This is a genomic window from Microvirga arabica (assembly GCF_016811235.1).
Classification (GTDB): domain Bacteria; phylum Pseudomonadota; class Alphaproteobacteria; order Rhizobiales; family Beijerinckiaceae; genus Microvirga; species Microvirga arabica.
The window spans coordinates 136037-158856 of record NZ_JAFBID010000006.1 but is presented as its reverse complement, the minus strand read 5'-3'; the positions used below and the strand labels follow the sequence as shown (position 1 = coordinate 158856).

The 22820-nt window shown below is 62.7% G+C and carries 24 protein-coding genes, 2 tRNA genes and 1 pseudogene; 9 read left to right on the top strand and 18 right to left on the bottom strand.

Annotated features, from left to right (window positions below):
* From JQC81_RS05360 to JQC81_RS05350, 3 genes are all read left to right on the top strand, one after another.
* Window positions 1–369, top strand: a 369-nt coding sequence (locus JQC81_RS05360) for an electron transfer flavoprotein subunit alpha/FixB family protein (protein ID WP_203270779.1), incomplete at its 5' end; no start/stop codon positions are given.
* A gap of 72 nt (window positions 370–441) precedes the next feature.
* Window positions 442–1323 carry a 3-hydroxybutyryl-CoA dehydrogenase gene (locus JQC81_RS05355; protein ID WP_203270778.1) on the top strand — a complete coding sequence of 294 codons (882 nt, stop codon included), beginning with the start codon at window positions 442–444 and terminating at the stop codon, window positions 1321–1323.
* A gap of 155 nt (window positions 1324–1478) precedes the next feature.
* Window positions 1479–2048 carry an HNH endonuclease gene (locus JQC81_RS05350; RefSeq protein ID WP_203270777.1) on the top strand — a complete coding sequence of 190 codons (570 nt, stop codon included), beginning with the start codon at window positions 1479–1481 and terminating at the stop codon, window positions 2046–2048.
* Between the two features lie 19 nt (window positions 2049–2067).
* Here the strand turns inward: JQC81_RS05350 and JQC81_RS05345 are convergent, their stop codons facing one another.
* Entirely contained in the window at window positions 2068–2568 is a 501-nt protein-coding gene (locus JQC81_RS05345) for a disulfide bond formation protein B (protein ID WP_203270776.1), read from the bottom strand.
* Window positions 2569–2636: 68 nt separating this feature from the next.
* The gene (locus JQC81_RS05340) at window positions 2637–3218 is read right to left on the bottom strand and encodes a YqaA family protein (protein WP_203270775.1); all 582 of its coding nucleotides are present in this window, start codon (window positions 3216–3218) and stop codon (window positions 2637–2639) included.
* Between the two features lie 143 nt (window positions 3219–3361).
* Between JQC81_RS05340 and JQC81_RS05335 the strand changes: the two genes are divergently transcribed.
* Together JQC81_RS05335 and JQC81_RS05330 are read left to right on the top strand one after the other, a co-directional pair.
* A tRNA-Leu gene (locus tag JQC81_RS05335) sits at window positions 3362–3446 on the top strand.
* 270 nt (window positions 3447–3716) lie between these two features.
* The gene (locus JQC81_RS05330) at window positions 3717–3911 is read left to right on the top strand and encodes a hypothetical protein (protein WP_203270774.1); all 195 of its coding nucleotides are present in this window, start codon (window positions 3717–3719) and stop codon (window positions 3909–3911) included.
* Window positions 3912–4045: 134 nt separating this feature from the next.
* Here JQC81_RS05330 and JQC81_RS05325 read toward each other — a convergent pair whose 3' ends face one another.
* The 8 genes from JQC81_RS05325 to JQC81_RS05290 form a co-directional block, all read right to left on the bottom strand.
* On the bottom strand, window positions 4046–4792 hold the full coding sequence (locus JQC81_RS05325) for a DUF1236 domain-containing protein (protein ID WP_203270773.1): 747 nt from the start codon (window positions 4790–4792) through the stop codon (window positions 4046–4048).
* Between the two features lie 211 nt (window positions 4793–5003).
* Window positions 5004–5552: an RNA pyrophosphohydrolase gene (locus tag JQC81_RS05320; protein ID WP_203270772.1), complete on the bottom strand. Its 549-nt coding sequence runs from the start codon at window positions 5550–5552 to the stop codon at window positions 5004–5006.
* 225 nt (window positions 5553–5777) lie between these two features.
* Entirely contained in the window at window positions 5778–7100 is a 1323-nt protein-coding gene (locus JQC81_RS05315; RefSeq protein ID WP_203270771.1) for a S41 family peptidase, read from the bottom strand.
* Window positions 7100–8443, bottom strand: coding sequence for a murein hydrolase activator EnvC family protein (locus JQC81_RS05310; protein ID WP_203270770.1), 1344 nt, complete (start codon window positions 8441–8443; stop codon window positions 7100–7102). The genes JQC81_RS05315 and JQC81_RS05310 overlap by 1 nt, the downstream gene beginning before the upstream one ends.
* Before the next feature lie 2 nt (window positions 8444–8445).
* On the bottom strand, window positions 8446–8940 hold the full coding sequence (rlmH, locus tag JQC81_RS05305; protein WP_203270769.1) for a 23S rRNA (pseudouridine(1915)-N(3))-methyltransferase RlmH: 495 nt from the start codon (window positions 8938–8940) through the stop codon (window positions 8446–8448).
* Window positions 8941–8955: 15 nt separating this feature from the next.
* Window positions 8956–9336, bottom strand: a complete 381-nt coding sequence (gene rsfS / locus JQC81_RS05300) for a ribosome silencing factor (RefSeq protein WP_190846999.1) — start codon at window positions 9334–9336, stop codon at window positions 8956–8958.
* A 98-nt stretch (window positions 9337–9434) separates the two neighbouring features.
* The gene (locus tag JQC81_RS05295; protein ID WP_203270768.1) at window positions 9435–10091 is read right to left on the bottom strand and encodes a nicotinate-nucleotide adenylyltransferase; all 657 of its coding nucleotides are present in this window, start codon (window positions 10089–10091) and stop codon (window positions 9435–9437) included.
* Complete coding sequence (locus JQC81_RS05290; protein WP_246520256.1) at window positions 10088–11329, bottom strand: glutamate-5-semialdehyde dehydrogenase; 1242 nt, start codon at window positions 11327–11329, stop codon at window positions 10088–10090. The genes JQC81_RS05295 and JQC81_RS05290 overlap by 4 nt, the downstream gene beginning before the upstream one ends.
* 187 nt (window positions 11330–11516) lie before the next feature.
* On the opposite strand from JQC81_RS05290, the gene JQC81_RS05285 reads away from it, so the two are divergent.
* Window positions 11517–12281, top strand: coding sequence for a DUF72 domain-containing protein (locus JQC81_RS05285; protein ID WP_246520255.1), 765 nt, complete (start codon window positions 11517–11519; stop codon window positions 12279–12281).
* Here the strand turns inward: JQC81_RS05285 and proB are convergent.
* The 5 genes from proB to rplU all read right to left on the bottom strand — a co-directional run bounded on the left by proB (window position 12251) and on the right by rplU (window position 16068).
* A complete protein-coding gene (gene proB / locus JQC81_RS05280; protein WP_203270765.1) occupies window positions 12251–13366 on the bottom strand; it encodes a glutamate 5-kinase in 1116 nt (371 codons plus the stop codon). The genes JQC81_RS05285 and proB overlap by 31 nt on opposite strands.
* On the bottom strand, window positions 13363–14397 hold the full coding sequence (obgE, locus tag JQC81_RS05275) for a GTPase ObgE (RefSeq protein ID WP_203270764.1): 1035 nt from the start codon (window positions 14395–14397) through the stop codon (window positions 13363–13365). Before obgE ends, proB begins: the two co-directional genes overlap by 4 nt.
* A 147-nt stretch (window positions 14398–14544) precedes the next feature.
* Entirely contained in the window at window positions 14545–15195 is a 651-nt protein-coding gene (locus JQC81_RS05270; RefSeq protein WP_203270763.1) for a GNAT family N-acetyltransferase, read from the bottom strand.
* Window positions 15196–15374: 179 nt separating this feature from the next.
* Complete coding sequence (gene rpmA, locus JQC81_RS05265; RefSeq protein WP_036355650.1) at window positions 15375–15641, bottom strand: 50S ribosomal protein L27; 267 nt, start codon at window positions 15639–15641, stop codon at window positions 15375–15377.
* 34 nt (window positions 15642–15675) lie between these two features.
* On the bottom strand, window positions 15676–16068 hold the full coding sequence (gene rplU / locus JQC81_RS05260; protein WP_203270762.1) for a 50S ribosomal protein L21: 393 nt from the start codon (window positions 16066–16068) through the stop codon (window positions 15676–15678).
* A 266-nt stretch (window positions 16069–16334) separates the two neighbouring features.
* On the opposite strand from rplU, the gene JQC81_RS05255 reads away from it, so the two are divergent.
* The 3 genes from JQC81_RS05255 (at window position 16335) to JQC81_RS05245 (ending at window position 19719) form a co-directional block, all read left to right on the top strand.
* Window positions 16335–16424 (top strand) — tRNA-Ser (locus JQC81_RS05255).
* Between the two features lie 415 nt (window positions 16425–16839).
* Window positions 16840–19236, top strand: coding sequence for a type IA DNA topoisomerase (locus JQC81_RS05250; RefSeq protein WP_246520247.1), 2397 nt, complete (start codon window positions 16840–16842; stop codon window positions 19234–19236).
* Window positions 19237–19398: 162 nt separating this feature from the next.
* Window positions 19399–19719, top strand: coding sequence for a hypothetical protein (locus JQC81_RS05245; protein WP_203270760.1), 321 nt, complete (start codon window positions 19399–19401; stop codon window positions 19717–19719).
* 185 nt (window positions 19720–19904) lie between these two features.
* Here the strand turns inward: JQC81_RS05245 and groEL are convergent.
* From groEL to JQC81_RS05230, 3 genes and pseudogenes are all read right to left on the bottom strand, one after another.
* Window positions 19905–20072 (bottom strand): annotated as a pseudogene (gene groEL, locus JQC81_RS05240) (chaperonin GroEL); the annotation flags it as partial.
* Between the two features lie 24 nt (window positions 20073–20096).
* Window positions 20097–22433 (bottom strand): AAA family ATPase, encoded by a 2337-nt coding sequence (locus tag JQC81_RS05235; protein ID WP_203270759.1) that lies wholly within the window; start codon window positions 22431–22433, stop codon window positions 20097–20099.
* On the bottom strand, window positions 22423–22677 hold the full coding sequence (locus tag JQC81_RS05230; RefSeq protein WP_203270758.1) for a hypothetical protein: 255 nt from the start codon (window positions 22675–22677) through the stop codon (window positions 22423–22425). Before JQC81_RS05230 ends, JQC81_RS05235 begins: the two co-directional genes overlap by 11 nt.
* Window positions 22678–22820 lie beyond the last annotated feature (143 nt).

Genomic DNA, 22820 nt, shown 5'->3' with positions numbered 1-22820 from the left:
GCTAAGATCATTATCTCGGGCGGGCGATCGCTGGGTTCGGCCGATGCCTTCAAGCAGTACATCGAGCCGATCGCCGATAAACTCGGCGCCGCCATGGGCGCGTCGCGCGCCGCGGTGGACGCGGGCTATGCTCCCAACGACTGGCAGGTGGGCCAGACCGGTAAGGTGGTGGCGCCCGATCTCTACATTGCGGTGGGTATTTCAGGCGCCATTCAGCACCTGGCCGGTATGAAGGACTCCAAGGTGATCGTGGCGATCAACAAGGACGAGGAGGCTCCGATCTTCCAGGTGGCCGATTACGGCCTCGTCGGCGACCTCTTCACCATCCTCCCTGAACTGAAGGAGGAGTTGACCAAAGCCGGTCAATAAGGTCAGGAATAGTGACGGACCGGGCGGAACCTCCGCCCGGCCGTTGTGACGGTTGAATGCAGGCAGCAATCGATGGGCATTGAGATCAAGACGGTTGGCGTGATCGGCGCGGGACAGATGGGCAGCGGCATTGCCCATGTCTGTTCGATTGCGGGGTTCAACGTCCGGCTCAACGATCTCGCCGAGGAGCGGATCAATACCGGCCTCGCCACCATCAACGGCAACATGGCCCGTCAGGTCTCCAAGGGAGCCATCACCGAGGCCGATCGGCAGGCGGCGCTCGAGCGCATCAAGCCGGCACGCTCCTATGACGACCTGGGCACCTGCGATATCGTCATCGAGGCAGCAACGGAAAACGAGGAGGTGAAGCGCAAGATCTTCACCAATCTCTGCCCGTCGCTCCGGCCCGACGCCATGGTGGCCACCAACACCTCGTCGATCTCCATCACGAGGCTCGCGGCCGCCACGGACCGGCCCGAGAAGTTTATCGGCATTCATTTCATGAACCCGGTGCCGGTGATGCAGCTCGTCGAGCTGATCCGCGGCATCGCCACCGATGACGCGACCTACGAATCGTCCAAGGAATTCATCCACAAGCTCGGCAAGACCTCGACGGCTGCCGAGGACTTCCCGGCCTTCATCGTCAACCGCATCCTGCTGCCGATGATCAACGAGGCGATCTATACCCTCTACGAGGGCGTGGGCTCCGTGGAGGCCATCGACACGGCCATGCGGCTCGGCGCCAATCATCCCATGGGGCCGCTCCAGCTCGCCGACTTCATCGGCCTCGACACCTGCCTGTCGATCATGCAGGTGCTGCACGAGGGCCTGGCCGATTCCAAATACCGCCCCTGCCCGCTCCTAGTGAAATACGTCGAGGCCGGCTGGCTCGGCCGCAAGACCAAGCGCGGCTTCTACGATTACCGGGGCGAGAAGCCGGTTCCGACCCGCTAAACCTCGCCCGAGGCTCTCAATTCGGCGAGCGGCGCATCCACATCCTGTGGGTGCGTCACAGACGTCCTAGCCTTTGATCTTCACAACAGCGTCACACTGCCTATAGTCTAATCAGACGGGATAACAGTCTTCTCTTTTTCCCAAGAGGAGGTGAGGTGACGATACACGTCCAACCTGTTGTGCGACCGGAGGCCTGCCCGGCCCTCGTGCTCAATGCTGATTACCGGCCTTTGAGTTACTACCCCCTGTCCATCTGGAGCTGGCAGGATGCGATCAAGGCGGTGTTCCTCGACCGGGTCAACATCGTGTCGGAATACGACAAGGTCGTGCGAAGTCCGACCTTCGAATTTCGCCTCCCCTCGGTCATCTCCTTGAAAACCTACGTCAAGCCGTCCCGGCACCCGGCCTTCACCCGCTTCAACGTCTTCCTGCGCGACCGTTTCAGCTGCCAATATTGCGGCATCCGCGAGGACCTCACCTTCGACCACGTCATTCCCCGCTCCAAGGGCGGGCAGACCACCTGGGAAAATGTCGTCGCCGCCTGCGCGCCCTGCAACCTCAAGAAGGGGGACAAGCTGCCCCGCGAGGTTGAGATGTGGCCGCGGCAGAGCCCCTTCGCCCCCACGATCCACGACCTCCATTCCAACGGACGCCTGTTCCCGCCGAACTATCTCCACGACAGCTGGATGGACTATCTCTACTGGGACAGCGAACTGGAGCCGTAAGGCCCTGGCCTGCAGGCCATCAGCGGCCGAGGAAAAATCCCTTGCCGGCCGCCGCCTTGGCGGCGAAGGCCGCAAGCGCCAGCGAGATCAGCACGTTCCATCCCGCCAGCGAGAGGCCGAGAAAGCGCCACGCGGCCTCCGTGCAGCTGACCACGCGGGTATTCTGCAACTGGTTCAGGAAATCGCCCACATTGCCCGCGCCCTGGCCCGCCCCGCCGCCGCAATCGCTGGGCCCCGCGAAGACACCCCACTCGACGCCGGAATGGTAAGCGCCGAGCCCCGCGCTCACGACGAAGACCAGGGCGAGGAGCCACAGGCCCGCCCTGGTCCAGCGCGGCGGCAGGAGGGCCGCTACAACCCCGAGCGGAATGGCGATGTAGTAGGGATTGCGCTGGATGAGGCAGAGCTTGCAGGGCACATAGCCGAAGACGTGTTCGAATACGAGCGCGCCACCGACGGTAGCCGCCGCTGCCAATGCGACCGCGAGAGCGGCCTGCCTGACCTTGAGCTGAACCCACATTCGAAACCTCGATAACCTCGTGCATGAAGGTGGGGAAGAGCCCGCTCCCCGCAATGCCTGCTGCAGGCTTAAAGGAGAAACTTGATCGCGGCAAAACCGCCGATGAACAGGACGACGCCCAGCGCGGCAAGCAGGTTGAAATGGCGGTCGATCAACGCCTTGATGGTCGGGCCGAACTGGCTCATCAGCAAGGCGATGAAGTAGAAGCGTGCGCCCCGGGCCAGGATCGAGAGCAGGATAAACCACAGCAGGTTGTAGCCTGCGAGTCCCGACATGATGGTCACGAGCTTGTAGGGGAGCGGCGTCAGCCCGCCGAGCAGGATCACCCAGGACCCATATTCCTCATACCACGCCCGGAAGAGCTCCACCTTGCCGGAGAGCCCGTAGAACTCGATCAGCCAGAGGCCGACCGTATCGTACATCAGCAAGCCGATCAGGTAGCCGAACACCCCGCCCAGAACCGATGTGACGGTGCAGATGGTACCATAGAGCCAAGCCCTTTCCGGACGGGCGAGCATCATCGGAACGAGCATCACGTCCGGTGGGACCGGAAAGAAGGAGCTTTCCGAGAAGGACACGGCCGCCAGCGCATAGGGCGCCCTGGGCCGCGCGGCGAGGGAGAGGGTCCAATCGTAGAGACGTCTGAGCATGGGGATCCGACCGGGTTGAGGGGCTTAACGCCCGCGCCCTTTGAGCACACGACGCTCCGAAAGGCGAGAGGCCAGCCTGCGGCTTCCCTTCACATCTGGCACATTGACCAGCCTCAATGCCTCATGGTACGTCGCAGGTCCTTGCCCCTGTGGCGGAATTGGTAGACGCGCTCGACTCAAAATCGAGTTCCGCAAGGAGTGCTGGTTCGATCCCGGCCAGGGGCACCACTTGCCTTCAAGTGGCACGGCAGAACGCCGACACAAATTCAGAGAAAACGAGACGTTGAGCTCCCACCGCTCTTGGGGCTGCGCCGCGCATGGCCGCCGCCTTGCTCATCTCTATGGATTATTCCTTTCGGGCTACCTCATGTTCCACGTTGCACAGGCGGCTACGTTTGGAACAAATGCCCGCGCTGGGGATGCCGGATGCGAGTGAGGTCTTGGACAGAGACCACGCTGCATGAAGAACGCAGTCGAACCAAGCCGGGAGGGGCTATCATGGACCATGAAATCGAAGCCGTCGCGCGTGCGCTGTATTCTGCCGAAGATGATGCTCAGGTGTGGGATTGCGAACCGGAGGTCATCAAGCAAGAATTCAGGGAGTTTGCACGAACCGCCCTGGCGATGCTGGCGCAACAGCGCAGGCAGGAGCGCTACGACAGGCAGGCTGTGGTTTTTCCCTATGCCGCATAGGCTCCTGCGCCCATTGCAGTGGAGCGTTTCCAACACCTGAGACGAACAGCGTCATCGCATCCACAATGAGAACGCCCGCGGCTCGAGTGAGCCGCGGGCGCCTGGTTTCAGAAGCGTCGTCGCTGTGCTGCTGATCAGCCGCGACGCTCGATCACCGTCACGATGCGACGGGTGCGGGGCTCGAGGATCACGACCTGATCGCGCACGACGATATATTTGCACTCCGGCAGGCCGGTCAGGATGCGCTCGACCGTATCCGGGCAGTCGTACAGGGTCGTCACCGAGGCCGGGATGGTCGAGCCGACGCTGACGCTGAACTCCACATTGGTGAGCGGCTGCACGTTCACGCTGGTAAACGACCGCGAGATCTGCGTCCGCTGCTCCGAGGTCACGTTCACGCTCGTGGAGCTTGACGAGTTCGTGCTGCCCGTCGTGTTGGTGTTGGCGGCATTGCCGGTGCTGTTGGACGCATTGCCCGTGGTGCTCTGGCTGCCGCTCGTGCCGCTGGAGGCCGTGCCGGACGTCGTGCCCTGCGTCGTCCCTTGCGCTGTGCCGGAGGTGCCGGAAGTACCGGACGTGCCCGACTGGGCGCTGTCGGTGGAGCTGCCGCCCGTGGTCGAGGTGCCGGAGGAGCCGCCGGTGCTGCTGGAAGCGGAGCCAGATGAGGTCGTTCCGCTGGTCGAGCCGGATGCACCGCCCGAGGTCGATCCCGCGGCTCCGCCGGACGAACCGCCGGGCGTCATGATCGTGGAGCCGCCCGAGGCACCGCCCGAAGCGCCGCCGGTGCTGCTACCGCTCGAGCTGCCGCTCGTCTGGGCCATCGCAGCCACGCTCAGGGAAAGGGTCGCTGCCGCTACGCCGGCCAGTAAAGTGACACGCATTGGATGAAACCTCCCTATGATGGAGGGCCGACAATGGCCCTCTGCATGCCTGTCAACGGGGGTTTGAAGCTAGGGTTCCGTTCCCATCCTTAAGTGTTGGCGGCGTACATCTGCGGTTCATGAACATGAACGAAAAACCTGAAAAAGCGGGCTTTTCTGCTCTACGCGCCGTGCCGGTCGGCGTGGATCCGGGTCCGTGAAGACAGGTTCGTCAGGGATGAGCGGTGCTGTGCAGACGGTCCGGCACGAGCGGCGCAAAAGCCGTTACCACCTTCTCGTAAACAGGTCGCTTGAATGGGATGATCAGCTCCGGGAGGCGGCGCATGTCTTCCCAGCGCCATTCGTCGAATTCGGGCCTGTGACCGCCTCCGCCCGGCTGGTGGATGTTGATCTCGCTGTCGTGGCCTTCGAACCGGAAGGCGAACCACTTCTGGTTCTGCCCGCGGTAGCGCCCACGCCAGGCACGCCCTGCCACCATGGTGGGCAGATCGTAGGCGTACCATTCCGGCGCCTCGGCCATGAGGCTCACGGAACGGACGCTGGTCTCCTCATAGAGTTCGCGCAGGGCAGCCCTATAGGGCTCCTCGCCCGGGTCGATCCCGCCCTGGGGCATCTGCCAGGAATAGCCGTCGGACGCCGCATCGGCCTCGGATCGGCGCCGGCCGATGAAAACCAAGCCTTCCTTGTTGATCAGCATCACGCCGACGCAGGAGCGGTAGGGCAGATCCTTTCTGGCCTGTGATCCTCTTGCGCTCCTCATCAGACACTCTCTCCCTCGGTGACGGAACTCAGGTGCGGCCGGTTCTTATTAGTGCCGGTGCTTGGTCATGGTTCCGAAGCAAGCCGAGAGAGTGCCGCTTCATCGGCCCCTGCACAAGCCTTTCCGCAGGGCTGTGGATGCCGCAACAGAAATGGGCCCGGCAGGTTTCCATCCCGCCGGGCCCACTTTGCATTACTGTTTCTCGAACGAAAGGACGAGCCGCCCTTAGTTCGGATTTGGTCGCGCAGTCGTGTTGGTCGCATCCTTTCGGACGCCGCGCAGCAGGTCGTAGGCGGCGATGAGCTGCTTGTCCTTGCTCGCATCCGGCGGGATGTAGGCGGAGGATCCACCGCGCTCTTCCTTGTCGCCGCCATTGCTCAGGTGGCCGCGCAGACCGGCTTCGCCCTTGGTCTCGTCCTTGCCCTTGAGCTCCTCGGGGATGTCCTGCAGCACCTCGACGTCGGGATCGATGCCCTTGGCCTGGATCGAACGGCCGGCCGGGGTGTAGTAGCGCGCCGTCGTCAGGCGCACGGCCCCGTTGCCGCCGAGCGGAATGATGGTCTGCACGGAGCCCTTGCCGAAGGAGCGGGTTCCGAGAACCGTTGCACGCTTGTGGTCCTGCAGGGCGCCGGCCACGATCTCGGACGCCGAGGCCGAGCCGCCGTTCACGAGCACCACCAGGGGCTTGCCCTTGGTCAGGTCGCCAGCCTTGGCGCTGAAGCGCTGGGTGTCCTCGGCGTTCCGGCTGCGGGTCGAGACGATCTCACCGCGATCTAGGAAGGCGTCGGAGACCATGATCGCCTGATCGAGCAGGCCGCCCGGGTTGTTGCGCAGGTCGATCACGAAGCCCGCCACCTTGTCGGCGCCGATGTCGCTGGTGAGCTTCTCGATGCCGGTGCGCAGGTTTTCGTAGGTCTGCTCGTTGAACTGAGTCACGCGCAGCACGCCGATATCGCCTTCCACGCGGGCGCGGACCGGCCGCACCTTGATGGTCTCGCGGGTCAGCTTCACCACCACTGGATCCTTGGCTTCCTTGCGCTGGATCTTGAGGGTGACGGAGGAATTGACCGGGCCGCGCATCTTGTCGACCGCTTGGTTCAGGTTGAGGCCCTGGACCGGCTCGTCGTTGATGTGGGTGATGATGTCGTTGGCCAGAACGCCGGCCCGGGAGGCCGGGGTCTCGTCGATCGGGGTCACGACCTTGACGAGGCCTTCCTCCATGGTGACCTCGATGCCGAGGCCGCCGAACTCGCCGCGGGTCTGCACCTGCATGTCGCGGAAGCTCTTGGCATCCATGAAGCTCGAATGCGGGTCCAGGGAGGTCAGCATGCCGTTGATGGCAGCCTCGACCAGCTTGGCCTCTTCAGGCTTTTCGACGTAGTCCGTGCGGACCTTCTCGAAGACGTCTCCGAAAAGGCTCAGCTGACGGTACGTGTCGGCCGAGGCGGCAACCGCGCTCATGCCGGACAGGAGGCTCGTCTGCGACACCATGGTCGCGCTACCCGCACCGATGGCCGCACCGAGAATCAACAGTGATAGTTTGCGCATTATCCGCGAACCTTTTCGCTTTGCGATTTTGCCCACCAGGGACTTGGGTCAATCGAACCGCCGTCTTTCCTGAACTCAACATAGAGGACGGGATTGTTCTTTTCTATGGCGGCACCGATCAAACTCATGAGAGGAGCCTCTCCCATGGTCGCAACGGGCTCGCCGGCGAGCACGAACTGCCCGACATCGACGTTGATTTGGTCCATACCGGCCAGAAGAACATAGTATCCCCCACCGGCATTGATGATCAAGAGTCGACCATAGGAGCGGAAGGGGCCCGCGAAGGCCACCCACCCGTCCGCCGGTGATACCACGGTTGCATTCTGCCGCGTCGTGATCGAAATGCCACGCGTCGTTCCGCCGTACCCGTCGGAGGCGCCGAACTCCAGGGTGGTCTCGCCGCTGACGGGGCGCGGCAGCAGGCCCCTGGCTTCCGCAAACGGGATCTTCGGGGCCAGCCTGGCCGGGTCCCGGAAGGCCAGCTGGGCGAACTTCTCGCGGGTCTGGCGCTCCTGGGCCTCGGCGGCCCTGCGGGCCTCCTCCGAGGCTCTTTGCGCCCCTGCGATTTCCGCTTCCATGCGGTCGATGAGCTCTTTCAGCGTTCCGGCCTGCCGGGCCAGCTCCTCGGCCTTTTGACGCTCGGCACCCGCATCGCGCTCCACCTCGGCGATGCGGCCCTGGCGGGCCTCCATGAGGGCGGCGACGCGCTCCTGCTCGCGGGTGAGCGCCGTCAGCTCCCCATTCAGGGTCGTGCGGTCCGCGGTGATCGCCTCCTTCAGGCGCACCAGCTCGGTCAGGTCCGTGGCCAGGATCTCGGCCTCGACGCGCAGTTCGGGAAGAACGGCCCCCAGCATGATCGAGGCGCGCACCGCCTCAAGCATGTCCTCGGGCCGCACCAGCACGGCCGGCGGCGGGCGGCGGCCCATCCGCTGCAGGGCGGCGAAAACCTCGATGATGACACCCCGGCGGCTCTGCAGGGAGCGACGAATGGCCGCTTCGCTGGAAGTCAGGGTCTGAAGCCGCTGCTCCAGGCTCCGGATCCGGTCTTCGGTGCCGCGCACGCGCTCGGCCGTGCCGATCAGAGCCGCATTGAGCTTGGCCCGGTCCGCCTTGATGGACTCGATCTCGGCCTCCAGGCGTCGGCGGGCCTCGGCATTGGCCGTGATCGCCTCCTCCAGAACCTTCAGATCCTGCTCCCGGCGCGTCTTTTCCTCGGCCGTTTCAGCCGGAACTGCAGGCGCAGGCGCGGGCTGCTGGGCTCCGGCGGGGCTCAGGCTGGCAGCAACCATCAGGGCAGCAAGGGCGAAAACCTTGCGGGACAGAAGGGATTTGAAGCGGATCATCCTCAGGAATCATCGTGGCCGGCGCGATGATAAGGGTGTCCGGCAATGATTGTCAGGGCCCTATAGAGCTGTTCGGCCACAAGCGCCCGCACAATCTGATGCGGCATCGTGAGCGCCCCGAAGGACACCACGAGGTCGGCGCGCTGGCGCAGCTTGGGATCGAGGCCGTCGGGCCCGCCGATGACGCAGGCAATTCCGGCGCGGCCCTCGTCCCGCCACTGCCTAACTTTTTCCGCGAAAGCCTCGCTGGAGGGGCTCTTGCCGCGCTCGTCGAAGGCGATCAGCACGGAGGAGCCGACCTTTTCGAGCAGGGCCGCGGCCTCTTCGGCGCGCCGGTCGTCGTCCCGTCGCGCGCGGCTTTCCGGCAGCTCGACCATGTCGAGCCCGGCCAGACCCAAGGTCCGGCCCATGCCCTCGACCCGCTGCCGGTATCGCTCGACCAGATCCCGCTCGGGGCCGCTCTTGAGACGGCCCACGGCCAGCAAGCTCAGTCGCACGATAGATGCCTTATGCTAGCTGGCGCGATCCTGGGGACGATCGGCGCCCCACATCTTCTCGAGGTTGTAGAAGCCACGAACCTCGGGGCGGAAAACGTGGATCAGCACGTCGCCGGCATCGATGAGCACCCAATCGCAGGCCGGCAGGCCTTCGACGCGCGCGTTTCCGAACCCCTTGTCCTTGAGGTCCTTGATGACGCGCTCAGCGATCGCGCCGACATGGCGGTCGGAGCGGCCCGAGGTGACGATCATGGTGTCAGCAAGCGAGGTCTTTCCGGCCAGGTCGATCTCGACCGTGTTTTCGGCCTTCATGTCCTCGAGGGAGGCCAGGGCAGCGGCCCGGATGTCCTCTGCGGCAGGAGCGTCCGCTCCGGCGAGAGGAGGAAGCGGGTTCATGTCCGCTTCGACGGAAGATAGTCGGTTCAGGTTCAGACCCTTTCTCAGCGGCACTCGGAGGTGCCGACCCTTAAGATAATGCGGGAAGGCCCCATTTTTCAACGTCCCCCGATGGGAGAAGTTCGTCGCAACCGGCGCAGCTCTGTGGATGACAGATGTGACCTGGGCCCGTGCAGGAACGCCCAGGCGGGCGGCTTCAGGCCCGGCAGGGCGAGGGCATCGGCCTCGGCGATCCGTCCTTTGGCCAGAGCCACGGCGCTGCGGGAGCGGGTGGCCTTCAGGGTCCAGCCCGGCCGGTCGATGATGGCCATCGGCATCATCCGGGCGATGCGCCGCCAGCCCCGCCAGCGGTGGAAGCTCGCCAGATTGTCCGCCCCCATGATCCACACGAACCGGACGTTCGGGTAGCGTCGCTTGAGGTAGGACAGGGTATCGACGGTATAGCGGGCGCCGATCTCCTCCTCGAAGGCGGTCACGTCGATGCGGGGGTGATCGGCCACAGCCCGGGCTTCCTCCACCCGCATGGCCGTGGTGGCGAGCTCCCCCGTATCCTTGAGGGGGTTTCCCGGCGTGACGATCCACCAGATCCGGTCGAGCCCGAGCCGCTTCAGGGCCATTTCGCTCACATGGCGGTGCCCGGCATGGGCCGGGTTGAAGGAGCCGCCATAGAGGCCGATGCGCATGCCGGGAGCCACCCGCGGCAGACGGGCCAGGCCTGAGGGCCTGATGCGGAAGCGGGAAGTCGAAGGCTTCACGGACGCGTCTGGCCCGAGCCACGGATGCGGTACTTGAACGAGGTCAGTTGCTCGACCCCCACTGGCCCACGGGCATGCATGCGCCCGGTGGCGATGCCGATCTCGGCCCCGAAGCCGAACTCGCCGCCATCGGCGAACTGGGTCGAGGCGTTGTGGAGCACGATGGCTGAATCCACCTCGGCCAGGAAGCGCTCGGCCGCGGCCTCGTCGTTCGTCACGATGGAATCGGTGTGGTGGGAGCCATAAGATTCGATATGGGCGATAGCCTCGTCGAGCCCATCAACGACGCGCACGGAGATGATGGCGTCGAGATACTCGGTGCGCCAATCCTCCTCCGTCGCCGGGGCAACGCGTGGATCAACCGCCTGCACCGCCTCGTCCCCGCGCACGGCGCAACCGGCATCGAGCAGCATCGCCACCAACGGCTTCAGGTGGGTGGCTGCGCAGGCGCGGTCCACCAGCAGCGTCTCGGCCGAGCCGCAGACGCCGGTGCGGCGCAGCTTGGCGTTCAGCACGATGGCCTTGGCCATATCCAGATCGGCTTGAGCATGCACGAAGACGTGGCAGATGCCCTCCAGATGCGCGAAGACCGGCACCCGAGCCTCCTCCTGCACCCGCGCCACAAGGCTTTTGCCACCGCGCGGCACGATTACATCGATGTTGCCGTCGAGACCCGACAGCATGGCGCCCACCGCGGCCCGGTCGCGGGTCGGAACGAGACGGATCGCGTCGGCCGGGAGACCCGCCTGCTCCAGCCCCTCGCCCATGGCCTGCGCAATGGTGAGCGACGTGCGGAAGCTTTCCGAGCCGGTGCGCAGGATCGCGGCATTGCCGGCTTTGAGGCACAGCGCCCCCGCATCCGCCGTCACGTTCGGGCGGCTTTCGAAGATCACGCCGACGACCCCGAGCGGCGTCGCCACGCGTTCGATCTGCAGACCGTTCGGGCGCTCGAAGCGCGCCAGCACCCGCCCGACCGGATCGGGCAGGTCGGCGATGCTCTCGACCGCAGCCGCAATGGCCTCCAGCCGCTCCGGGTTCAGCATGAGCCGGTCGATGAAGGAGGCAGGCTGCCCCTTGGCCTGCGCCTCGGCCAGATCCTGCTCATTGGCGGTGAGGATCGCACCGGCCTGAGCCCGGATGCGGGCGGCCATAGCGCGCAATGCAGCATTCTTGTGCTCGGGGGTGGCAAGTGCCACCTGCCTGGCGGCCACCCGCGCACGGCGGCCGATTTCGCGCATGAGAGCGGGAACGTCCGGATTTCCGACCGAAGCCGCACCTGGCGCGTTGAGATAGTCGGCGAGCACTTCAGAAATCAAGGCGCGAATGTCGTCCATGTCCAAGTCCCAGCCCCTGATGGCCTCAGGGGGAATGCCTCATTCGGAACCCATAGCACGGCAGGCAGCCTTGGAGCCAAGCCGCTCCACCTTGCCTGAGATCCGCATCGGAACCTCGGGCTGGCACTATCGATCCTGGCATGGACCTTTCTACCCGGCGCGCCTGAAGATCAAGGATTTCCTGTCCTACTACGTCCAGCGCTTCGACACGGCGGAGATCAACAACTCCTTTTATCGCCTCCCTACCGAGCGGGCCGTGCAGGCCTGGCACGATTCCACGCCCAAGGGGTTCCTGTTCGCCTGGAAGGCTTCGCGCTTCATCACCCACATGAAACGGCTGAAGGAAATCGAGGACAGCATCGATCTCGTGTTCGGCCGCATGAGCAGCTTGAGCGAGAAGTTCGGCCCGGTCCTGTTCCAGCTGCCGCCCACCTTCAAGGCCGATGCCGAGACGCGGGAGCGGGTGGCCCGCTGCCTGTCCCTCGTGCCGCAGGGACGCCGCTGCGCCTTCGAGTTCCGCCACCCGAGCTGGTATGAGGAGGACACCTTCCGGATCCTGCGCGATCACAACGCCGCTTTGTGCATCTCCGACCATGCGGATGCGCCTGCACCCTGGGAGGCCACCGCCGATTTCGTCTATGTGCGCGCGCACGGCACCAACGGGCGCTATGCGGGCAGTTACTCGGCCGAGACGCTGCAGGACTGGACCCACCACATCGCCGGCTGGCGCAGGGACGATCGCAGCGTCTATGTGTATTTCGACAACGACATCAAGAGCGCCGCCCCCGGCGACGCGCAGACCCTGCTGAGGCTTCTGGATGAGGATCAGTCGCTGAGCGCCATGTCGTCCCGGTGAACCATCTCGGTGCGGCCGGGATAGCCGAGGATGCCTTCGATCTCGCGGCTCGGGCGGCCGATGATGCGCGCGGCATCCTCCGCGTCATAGGCCACGAGCCCCCGGCCGAGCACGCGGGCTTCGCTGCGGATCGTCACCGCGTCGCCGCGATGGAACGAGCCCTCGATCCGACGCACGCCTACCGGCAGCAGGCTCGCGCCGCTCTGCAGGGCTCGTGCCGCGCCCTCATCCACAATCAGTGTGCCGCGCGGCTCGAGCGCGCCGGCGATCCAGGTTTTGCGGGCAGTGGCGGGATTGGACGGCGTGAGGAACCACGTGCAGCGGCCGCCCTCGGCCACGCGCTTCAGGGGGTTCTTTGTGCGCCCGTCGGCGATGATCATATGCGTGCCGCCGGATGTCGCGATCTTGCCGGCTTCGATCTTGGTGCGCATGCCGCCGCGCGACAGTTCGGAGGCCGCGCCGCCCGCCATGGCCTCGATGGCGGGCGTGATGCGCTCGACCACCGGGATGTGCTCCGCATTCGGATCGGATGCGGGCGGGGCCGTGTAGAGGCCGTCGATGTCGGAGAACAGCACCAGGAGATCGGCGCCGATCATGGTGGCGACGCGGGCCGCCAGCCGGTCGTTGTCGCCGTAGCGGATCTCGGATGTCGCCACCGTGTCGTTCTCGTTAATCACCGGAACGGCGCGCATCTCCAGTAACTTCAGGGTGGTGGCACGGGCGTTGAGATAACGCCGCCGCTGCTCCGTGTCGGAGAGCGTCACCAGGATCTGACCGGCCGTGATGCCGTGATGGGCCAGCACCTCCGACCAAGTGCGGGCGAGCGCGATCTGCCCGACAGCCGCGGCCGCCTGGCTCTCCTCGAGCCGCAAAGGCCCGGAGGGCAGCCCCAGCACCGTGCGCCCCATGGCGATGGCCCCGGAGGAGACCACGAGCACGTCGGCCCCCTGCGCATGCAGATCGGCAATGTCCTCGGCCAGCGCGGCCAGCCAGGCATGGTTCAGCCGTCCGCGCGCCCGATCCACCAGCAGGGCGGAGCCGACCTTCAGGACGACGCGGCGGAACTGGCTGAGTTGCGGGCTCACGGGTGCCACTCGTCCTGGGACTGAACGGGCTCCTCCTCGACCTTCGCCTGATCGATGACGGTCAGCAGCGCCTGCAGCACCTCCTGGACACCCTGACCGGAGGCCGACGAAATGACGTAAGGAGTCCGCTTGCTGGCTTTCTTCAGCTTCTTCAGTTGCTCCTTCAGCGTCTCCTCGTCCAGGGCATCCGCCTTGGAGAGCGCCACGATTTCGGGCTTCTCGTCCAGGCCATGGCCATAGGCCTCGATCTCGTGGCGCACGGTTTTGTAAGCCTCGCCCGCATCCTCGCTCGTGCCTTCCACCAGATGCAGCAGCACCCGGCAGCGCTCCACGTGGCTTAAGAACCGGTCGCCGAGGCCCACGCCTTCCGACGCGCCCTCGATCAGGCCCGGAATGTCGGCCAGCACGAACTCGCGGCCATAGGCCCGCACCACACCAAGGCCGGGGTGGAGCGTGGTGAAGGGATAATCGGCGATCTTGGGCTTGGCTGCCGTGGTCGTTGCCAGGAACGTGGACTTGCCGGCATTGGGCAGCCCGACGAGGCCCGCATCCGCGATGAGCTTGAGGCGCAGGATGAGCGTGCGCTCGATACCCTCCTGGCCGGGATTGGCCCGGCGCGGGGCGCGGTTGGTCGAGGTGGTGAAATAGGCGTTGCCGAAGCCGCCATTGCCGCCCTTCGCCAGCAGCACCCGCTGGCCCACATGGGTCATGTCGGCGATGACGGTCTCGCCGTCCTCCTCCAGGATCTCCGTGCCGGCTGGGACTTTCAGCACCGCATCGGCGCCCTTGGCGCCGTGCCGGTTCTTGCCCATGCCGTGCCCGCCGGTCTTGGCCTTGAAATGCTGCTGGTAGCGGTAGTCGATGAGGGTGTTGAGCCCCTCCACGCATTCCGCCCACACGTCGCCGCCGCGGCCGCCATCGCCGCCGTCCGGGCCACCGAATTCGATGAACTTTTCACGGCGGAACGAGATGGCGCCGCCACCGCCGTTGCCGGAGCGAATATAGATCTTGGCTTGGTCGAGAAATTTCATAACCCGCATCCTTTACGGGACTGTCGCAGTTTTCGCAAAAGCGGATCTGCTCTCGCGGTTAAAATGCGGCCATCCACGTCTCTCATGCGGGAGCAACGCGGACAAAAGAGAAGCGCTCCCGAAAGACTTCTCGGGAGCGCTCCGATATTAGCTGGCGAGGGACACCCCCCGCTCCACCTCGACCTCAACGGAAAGAGGCTCACGGACGAAGCCGGTCTGACCCCAGGCCTTCAGGCTCTCCCAGGTGCGCCGGTCGAGCCGGAAGTGATCCACCGGATAGAGGCCGCACCGGGCCGGCAGCTCGGAGAGCCCGGCACCCTGATAGGCGAAACCGCACTTCTCCAGCACCCGCCGGGAGCCGGGATTGATCACCCGGGCGCAGGCCGTGACCTCGTCCTCCTCGCCATAGGCGAAGAAGGCGTCGATCAGCGCGCGGGCGGCCTCCGTGGCATAGCCCTTGCCCCAGTAGGGAGTGCCGAGCCAGTAGCCCAGGTCGGGCTTGCCGGTGTCCGGGCTCGGACCGATCCCCACCATGCCGATGAGGCTGTTGGGCTTGCCCTTCGGCGTGATGGCGAGCTGCAGGCCATGGCCGTCCGCATTGGACCGCCGGGACTGGAAGATGAACCGCTCGGCATCGTCCGGGTGGTACGGATGCGGAATTCGCGCCGTCATCTCCGCGACCGCTTTCTCCCCGGCGAGGCGTACGATGGCTTGAGCATCCGCAAGACGGGCCCAGCGCAGCCACAGGCCACGGGTCTCGAGGCGGAAAACATCGTCACGGGTGAGGTCGGGAAACATCGTCTTGCTCCGATCCGAATGGGCCTCCCTGGCCCGGAAAACACGAAGGGGAGGTGGACATCCCACCTCCCCTGTCGGTTCTTGGATCTGAGCTTGGCCTTTTCAGGCCTACTTCGGAGCTTCTGATCCGCCGGGTCGGTGTGATGCCGGCGGGAGCTCCTTCGTTTTGCTCTCGCCGTTTATTCTGCTGCCTCTTGGGCCGGTACGACCGATACAAAAGCTCGGCCTTGACGCGTCAGGAATCGGACTCGGCCATTGGCCGTGGCAAAGAGGGTGTGGTCTTTGCCCATGCCGACATTCGCGCCGGCATGCCATTTGGTGCCACGCTGACGAATAATGATGTTGCCGGCGACAACCTGCTGATCGCCGAAGCGCTTGACGCCCAGGCGACGGCCTGCCGAGTCGCGACCGTTGCGAGACGAACCGCCTGCTTTTTTGTGAGCCATGGGTTACTCCCGTGTCCTGTGTGAAGCCGAACGCTTATTCAGCGGTGGCCGGCGCAGCTTCGTCAGCCGCAGCCTTGGTGGTCTTCTTGGCCGCAGCCTTCGTGGGCTTTTCGCCACCGGCGAGGATCTCGGTGATCCGCACCACGGTATAGTCCTGGCGATGCCCGCGCTTGCGGCGCGAATTCTGGCGACGGCGCTTCTTGAAGGAGATGACCTTCTCGCCGCGGGTGTGTTCCACCACTTCGCCTGCCACGGTCACGCCCTCGATGAGGGGGGCGCCAACCTGGGTCGAGCCGTCGTTCGTGACCATGAGAACCTGGTCGAACGTGACGGCGGTGCCCGGCTCGCCTGCGAGCGTGGCGACGGTGATGACGTCGTTGGCGGCAACGCGATACTGCTTGCCGCCGGTCTTGATCACTGCGAACATCTTGATCCTCGTGTTCAAACCCAATTCTCAGCGGGGAAAGCCCCCCGCCGGATTGGCTTTTTGGCAGTTTCCGGCTTCGGTTCACGGCACGCTCAAGCTTGCCGCATGGATACAAGCGGGCACGCGTGCCCGCTCATAGAGGACGCCTATCTACGGGCGACCCCGGCCTTTGTCAATCAAAAACCTTGCTTTTGGCGCTTGAAGAGCCGCAAAGCCCATGATATCCACCCCGCCTCAACCAGCGGGCCTGACGGCCTTCGCACCCCGGAGAGGTGGCAGAGTGGTTGAATGCACCGCACTCGAAATGCGGCATACGGGCAACCGTATCGGGAGTTCGAATCTCCCCCTCTCCGCCATTTAATTCAATCAAAATAACAACTTAGCTGCCTCAACTTCCGCTGCTGGATTGAAGTGCGAGCTGCTGTTTCTTGGATAAAGTGTGACGGTCACAATCGCGGCACTCGTCCTCTAACCTGGTTCCTGCCCGGCTATTCCCCCTAGCCGGACAACGCTGCTTCTGCCGTGCAGGCTCTGAAGACATCAGAGAGCGCCCTGTCTCCGGTTAGGTGAGAGTGCCGTTAGCGCTGCTCAGCCTCCAGTCCTATCCTTCCGTTGACCAGCAATGTCACTGCGAGTAGTGTTCTCTATCCGTTCTCGATTGCAGGCTCGCGTCCGCTTTGGACTGAAGACCGCAATCTTATTGCAATATTGTAGGTTATGACCGCTCAATCAGCCTCACGCACGCTGTTCTTCTTTGAGAAGCCCTCAGCCATGCGCCAGCTGCAGCGGTTCTTCAAATCACCGAGCACGGTCTGCGTCTCCGCCGAGGGCCATCTCTTGGCTGCCGAGGAACCCGGCAATGTTCGGGATGAATGGAAGTCTTGGCGCCTTGATACGCTGCCGATTGTGCTCGAGCGTATTCCTGTTACATACGGCACCAGCCGCTCCGGCCAGTCGCACAAGCCGAAAATCGAGGCAATCAAGCAAGCTCTTCAGGGCGTGGAGCGCGTCATCATCGCCACCGACCCAGGCCGCGAGGGCTCGATGATTGCTTGGGAGGTGCTTGAGCATCTTGGCTATCGAGGTCGGGTAGATCGCCTCAAGCTGGGTGCTCTCGATGAAGTCTCAATCCGACGTGCCTTTGCGGCGATGGCCAAGGAGCCCGATTCCGGCGAGCGGGACTATGCTGCCTATCTAGAGGCCCTATGCCGCCAATATGAGGACTATCACCTGGGGCTCAACGGCACGCGCGCCATCTCTTTAAGGCTCCGGCCGCCAGCTTTCAGACAGCCCTGGCGCTTCGGTGGTGTGCAGACTCCGACGCTCGCGATCCTGGCTGACCTCGAGAAGCGCATCCGTGATTTCATCCCGCAAGATTATTTCAAGATTGCTCTGACTGTCGCGACAGATGGCGGAGCTGAGATCACCCTCTGGCATGCGCCAAAGGACAAGATCCTCGACAAGCAGGTGGCCGAAACGGTTCAGCAGGCGGCCGCAATCTGGTCGGGCCCGCTTGGCGTCGACCAGAAGGACGTGCGTCGATCGCCCCCTCGCTTGTTCTCCAAGGACACTCTCGCACGTCGCTGCGCCAAGCGCTTCGGCTGGGATCCACAGCATACGGCGAAACTCGCTCAGGAGCTCTACGATCAGGGCTACCTGACCTATCCTCGCACTGAATCCGAGCACCTGCCTGAGAGTCAGACAGGTGATGCCAGCGCGGTTATTGAGAGCGTCGTCGGCGCCCTGTCCGATCTTGCCAGCCTTGTGCCAGCCGCGAGCAACCTCGTGTTCCGAAAGGGCAACAAGGGCCATTACGTCAAGGATCCCGGCGAGCACCACGCCATCGTGCCGCTGCGCAAGGTGCCCCAGCTAGGGAGCATTAGCGGAGATCATCTTCGCCTCTGGGAGCTGGTCGCCAAGAGCTTTCTAGCAGCGCACCTGCCCGACGGCATCGACGCTCGCACTACGGTCGTTGTTCAGGTCCCAACACCACTTGGTCAGAAGCGCTTCTCGGTCAGCGGCAGCGTGATCAAGTCGCCTGGCTGGCGGGCAGTGTATGGAGCCGAGGCTGACGAGGAGAACGAGGCTGTCCCAGGCAAGGCCAAGCCGGACGAAGAGCCCACCACCGGACGTCTCCCGCCGATCCGCGACAACGAGCCTGGAAAGGCAGCCGACGCTCGGATCGAGACAGCGAAAACTGAACCACCACGCCGGATCACACGCGGCGAGTTGCCGGTCGTGATGGGTCGCCTCGTCGATCAGGTGGAAGACCCCAAACTCAAAGCGGCTCTCGAGAACCCGGCCAACCCAAATGAGCCCAAGGGACTCGGGACTGCCGCAACCCGCGACACGATCCTGCCGAAGCTCCAGAAGAGCCAATATGTTGAGTTGCTGAAGGGTAAGGATCCGCCGATCCAGGTGACGGAAGTTGGTCTCGCATTCATTGCAGCCGTCCGGCGTGTTTTTCCCGCCTATGGCGACCCGGTCGGCCGGGCGATGTTCGAGGCGGATCTGGCTGAGATCGGGCGTGCATCCACGCGAACTGAGGCGATCGGCAGAGCCACAGCCTATCAGGAGCGAACCCGCAGCCGTGTCAGGGAGCTGATCACGACGATCGGCCAATCGGACGCGGTTGCTCTCGATCCAGCTTCTATCCCAACGCTCTCCGCAACGGATGGGAAGCCGCCAACCAAGGCGATGATCACTTTCGCGACCTCCATTGCTGCCCAGCGTGGCCTCAAGCTCCCCCGCGGGCTCAAAAGCAATAGTGCAATCTGTCGAGCCTTCCTTGACCAGCATGTCCCGCAACGATCATCTGGGCCTGCAAAGGATGCTCCGCAGGCGGGGCCGCGTCCTCCGAGTGAAGCAATGGTGCGCTATGCTCGGTCGCTTGCCGAGCAGCAGGGGATTGAATGTCCACCAGCAGTGTTAGCTGACTTTGCCGCTTGTCGAACTTTTCTCGACGAGCACTCATCAAAAGCACAGCGTCCTCACGAAATGAACCGGACTGTCACTCCCAAAGGCCGACTTCCCGCTGTCCGGATGGGCAGTGCTAGTGATGGGCATAAGCGGTTGTCTGCGTCTGCGAGAAGACCTGCAGATACAAGAACTGAGGCCCCTCGTCGTCGCACACGAGCACGCACTGTAGCTTCCGGCAGGGACGAATAGCCAAATTCTCTGACGGCACTTACGGACCTGCTGCTCCAATTCCTGTATCACAGCCTCTCTGCGCGACAACGCTTGGAGGGCGCATCGCGCCCTTGACATGCAGAATCTCTGGCCAGACAGTCGCTCATTGGCCCCAGCCCAGTTTTCACCGAGGGCACTGCTATGACGATCGACATTGACCAGCTGACCGAGGCCGAGCTGATCGATCTCAATCACCGCATCGTCGAGCGCCTGCGCTTTCTCGACCAGATGCGCGCTCATGTGGAGATGCTGGATTTCAAGATTGGGGACCGGGTCACCTTCCAGCCTCCTGGCCAGGGCCCACTTGAGGGCATGTTGACGCGCTACAACAAGAAGACAGTGACGGTAATCACCGATACTGGGCAGAAGTGGAATGTCTCGCCCACCCTCCTCAGCAAGGTCAAACCACCCAAGGGCAACAACACGGCCGGATCCAACGTGGTCCCGCTGAATAAGCGCTGACGCGACGATTGCCTCGGGCGTGGTTGGACGAAGAACCTTAGCGACCGGATCTCACAGCCCGCGCAGTGCGGCGCACCTACCCATCCAATCTTCGCCTGTGTGATCGCCTATAGAGAATTCACAACACAAACGAAAAAGCCCCGGAGTAATCCGGGGCTTTTTCGTCGGGATGGTGGGAGCAAGACTTAGAAGTCCATACCTCCCATGCCGCCGCCCATGCCACCACCTGGCATAGCCGAAGCAGATTCCTTCTTCGGAGCGTCGGCCACCATGGCCTCCGTGGTGACCACGAGACCAGCGACCGACGCTGCATTCTGCAGAGCCGTGCGGACGACCTTGGCCGGATCGACTATGTAGATCTAAGAACTCCGACCTTACTATGATAGCCAGCGAACTGAGCCACAGGAGCACCGAAGATGTTGGCCCGGGACTTTCGCATGCCATACGGGCGTCTTGCACGCCACACAAGCGAGCGTCGAGATTACGGCTTCACATTGGTTGATCAGCTGTTCCGCTTCAGCACGAGCTACACGTCTTCCATGAGAAGCTGAATTCCCCCAAGGCACCAAAAGTGTGGCGGCCGCTTGTGCAGCCTCTATTGGTGCCTGCCATTTTTTACACGACCCATCTGCCTCATAGCATTTGAGCTTATCGTTCGCCCGACCTCTGAATCGATTCAGAAGGTCAAGAGCATTTCGCAGCTCATTTCGGGAGCCTCTAATGTGAGGGACTGGCACCTCAAGCAACTCGGCAATTATTGCCATATGCACATCCATAAGTCCGCGCGCTTTGTTGGCCGCAGCAGACGGGTCTGCATCTAGCAGGGCACGAGCAACACTAAATTCCTCACCCCGGGTATCCCACGACGATCCTAATGAGGGCGACTGCCATGGAATCAAGGTCTTGAAGCTCCACTTATCACGCGGGAGTCTATAACTCAGCTCAGTAAACCACTGATCATCATGGGTGAAGACAAGCACTTGCCGATCGCCAAACTCCGACGCAATCACATTGGCAACAAAGCATCTGTGCTCCCTATCAAAGCTCGTAACTACATCGTCCAAAATAAGCGGATGTTCAGGTTGAGCCCGTTTCGCAAACGCGAAGAAGATTGCAAGTCCGAGACTGTTGCGATGCCCCTCCGAAAGGGTGATGCGAGGGCTGGCCTGCTCCTTGCCATGGAATCTCAGGCCAACATCGATTGCCTTATCATCGTCATTATCACCGAGGCACAACTTAACTTCGTCTATTGGCTCTCCTGGGTGAAGTAGCCCCCATATCCGCTGTATATCTGAGCTAAGTTCATCAATGAGGGTCTGGGTCCTCGCATTTACTTCCTTTCTGACTTCACTCTCGAAATGCCCAAGAAAGGCAACCAGCGGCTCAATCTTTTCAACATGCCTCTCAAGAGCTCGCAGCTCAGGAATACCGCAAGCAGCTTCTACCATTCTCTGTTCGCGGAAAAGCTGCTCAACCGATGGTGCAGTTCGTTTAGCCGCCTCCTCAACGTGCGAGCACAACAACGGAACGCTCGCAACAAGGGAGCTCAGGTTGGGGAGCACAGCCTCATTCAAAAGTATGTTTTGATCAAAGGCCATGATCGCTTCAACTTGACTTTTAAGCCTTTCCTGATTGGAATGCGCTCGCCAAGCATCGACTGACGGGCGATTCAAGGCTGCCTTGAAATGTGACAGAGCATCTGCGAGCTTCCTATACGCAGCTCGACGCGCGTCATAAGCTAGTGCTGCCGCTTCGAGCCGATCAAGTTCTCGAGTGATATGTGTTTTGAATTGGCTCGCTTCGACGTTACTGCCACATGCAGGACACTGAACCTCTCCGCTCGAGCCAAGACCTGTATTGAATCGTGCCGCGGCACGTAGCACGGAGAGCCGCTCCATCAAGAAGGGCTCGCTGTGACCTGCTACTTTTCCATCAGCAGAGATGGCCTGAGACAGGGCGTCTCTGACATTCGCATCACAAGCATTCCGCAGCGCTAACAGGCAGGCTTTTTCAGCATCGAGTTCGCCTATGCGTCGAGAAACTTCGGCTGATAGCGCTGGGAGCGCCGACTTTAAACTGACTGGCGCTGCAGACGCAGGAAAATAGGTGCGATGCAGGTCCTTAATGGCGCTACCAATAGAATCCCACTCAGTTGATCCGAAGGCCGCATATAGGCGCTTCCGGATCTGATCAATCTGCCCCTTTATATGATCGAGGCTTACCTCGTCCTTTATTTTCCGGGCTATAGAGCGAACAGCGTGAGCAGTCGTGTCAAACGAGCCTAAACCAAGGAGAGGGAGGACGGCTGAGTATTTGGTCGACTTGTTGGCGTTTATGAAATTGGAGACATCCTCTTGCCTTAAGACAATGCGCTTCAAGTCCCAGTTACCTAACGTGTCTCGGTTCGCAAAAGTTGTCCGGCCAGTTGGACCGATAGAAGCACTGACATCTGCGCTTCCGATCCTGATATGAACTCTTGATGTGGCGTCAGAGGCGTGGGTGTTGATAACCGCCTTCTCGAGCTTACGACCACTATACTCGTGAGCCAGGTGCCCGATCTTCCCGCCTGATATTATGAACTCGACTCCATCCACGAATGATGATTTGCCGGATCCGTTGGGACCATAAACGGCAACGCTGCGGCCACGGGTATCTAGAGTAATCCCCGTGGCTGCACCGCGGAACCACTCGAGAGTTATGGTGTCAATCGGCATTATCAGTCTCACCGTTGACTACTGCCAACAACTCTCTTGCAATCGTCGTCACCTCTGCGGCTGTAATCATGCCAGACGAAAACTTTTCTCGCGTGAGTTCTACCAGTCTGGAGACCACCTCATCTGATACGTGCACTTTCGAGCGAGCGGCAGCAACTCGACGCTCAACCCAGTCAGTAATACGGACCTCACTTTGCAGTTCGGGCTCATCCGCCTGCAGTTCAGATACTTTATCAAGCTCCATATGCCCCAGCCTCGACCCACGACGGGTCCTTCATACCCTTATATTTTAGGCGCTTCAGAACTGGTTGGCCCCTACGGTAACCCCACCCTGAACACGCTGCGGAGGACTATGGACCAGCGAATCTCGATTCACGAAATGTTCTA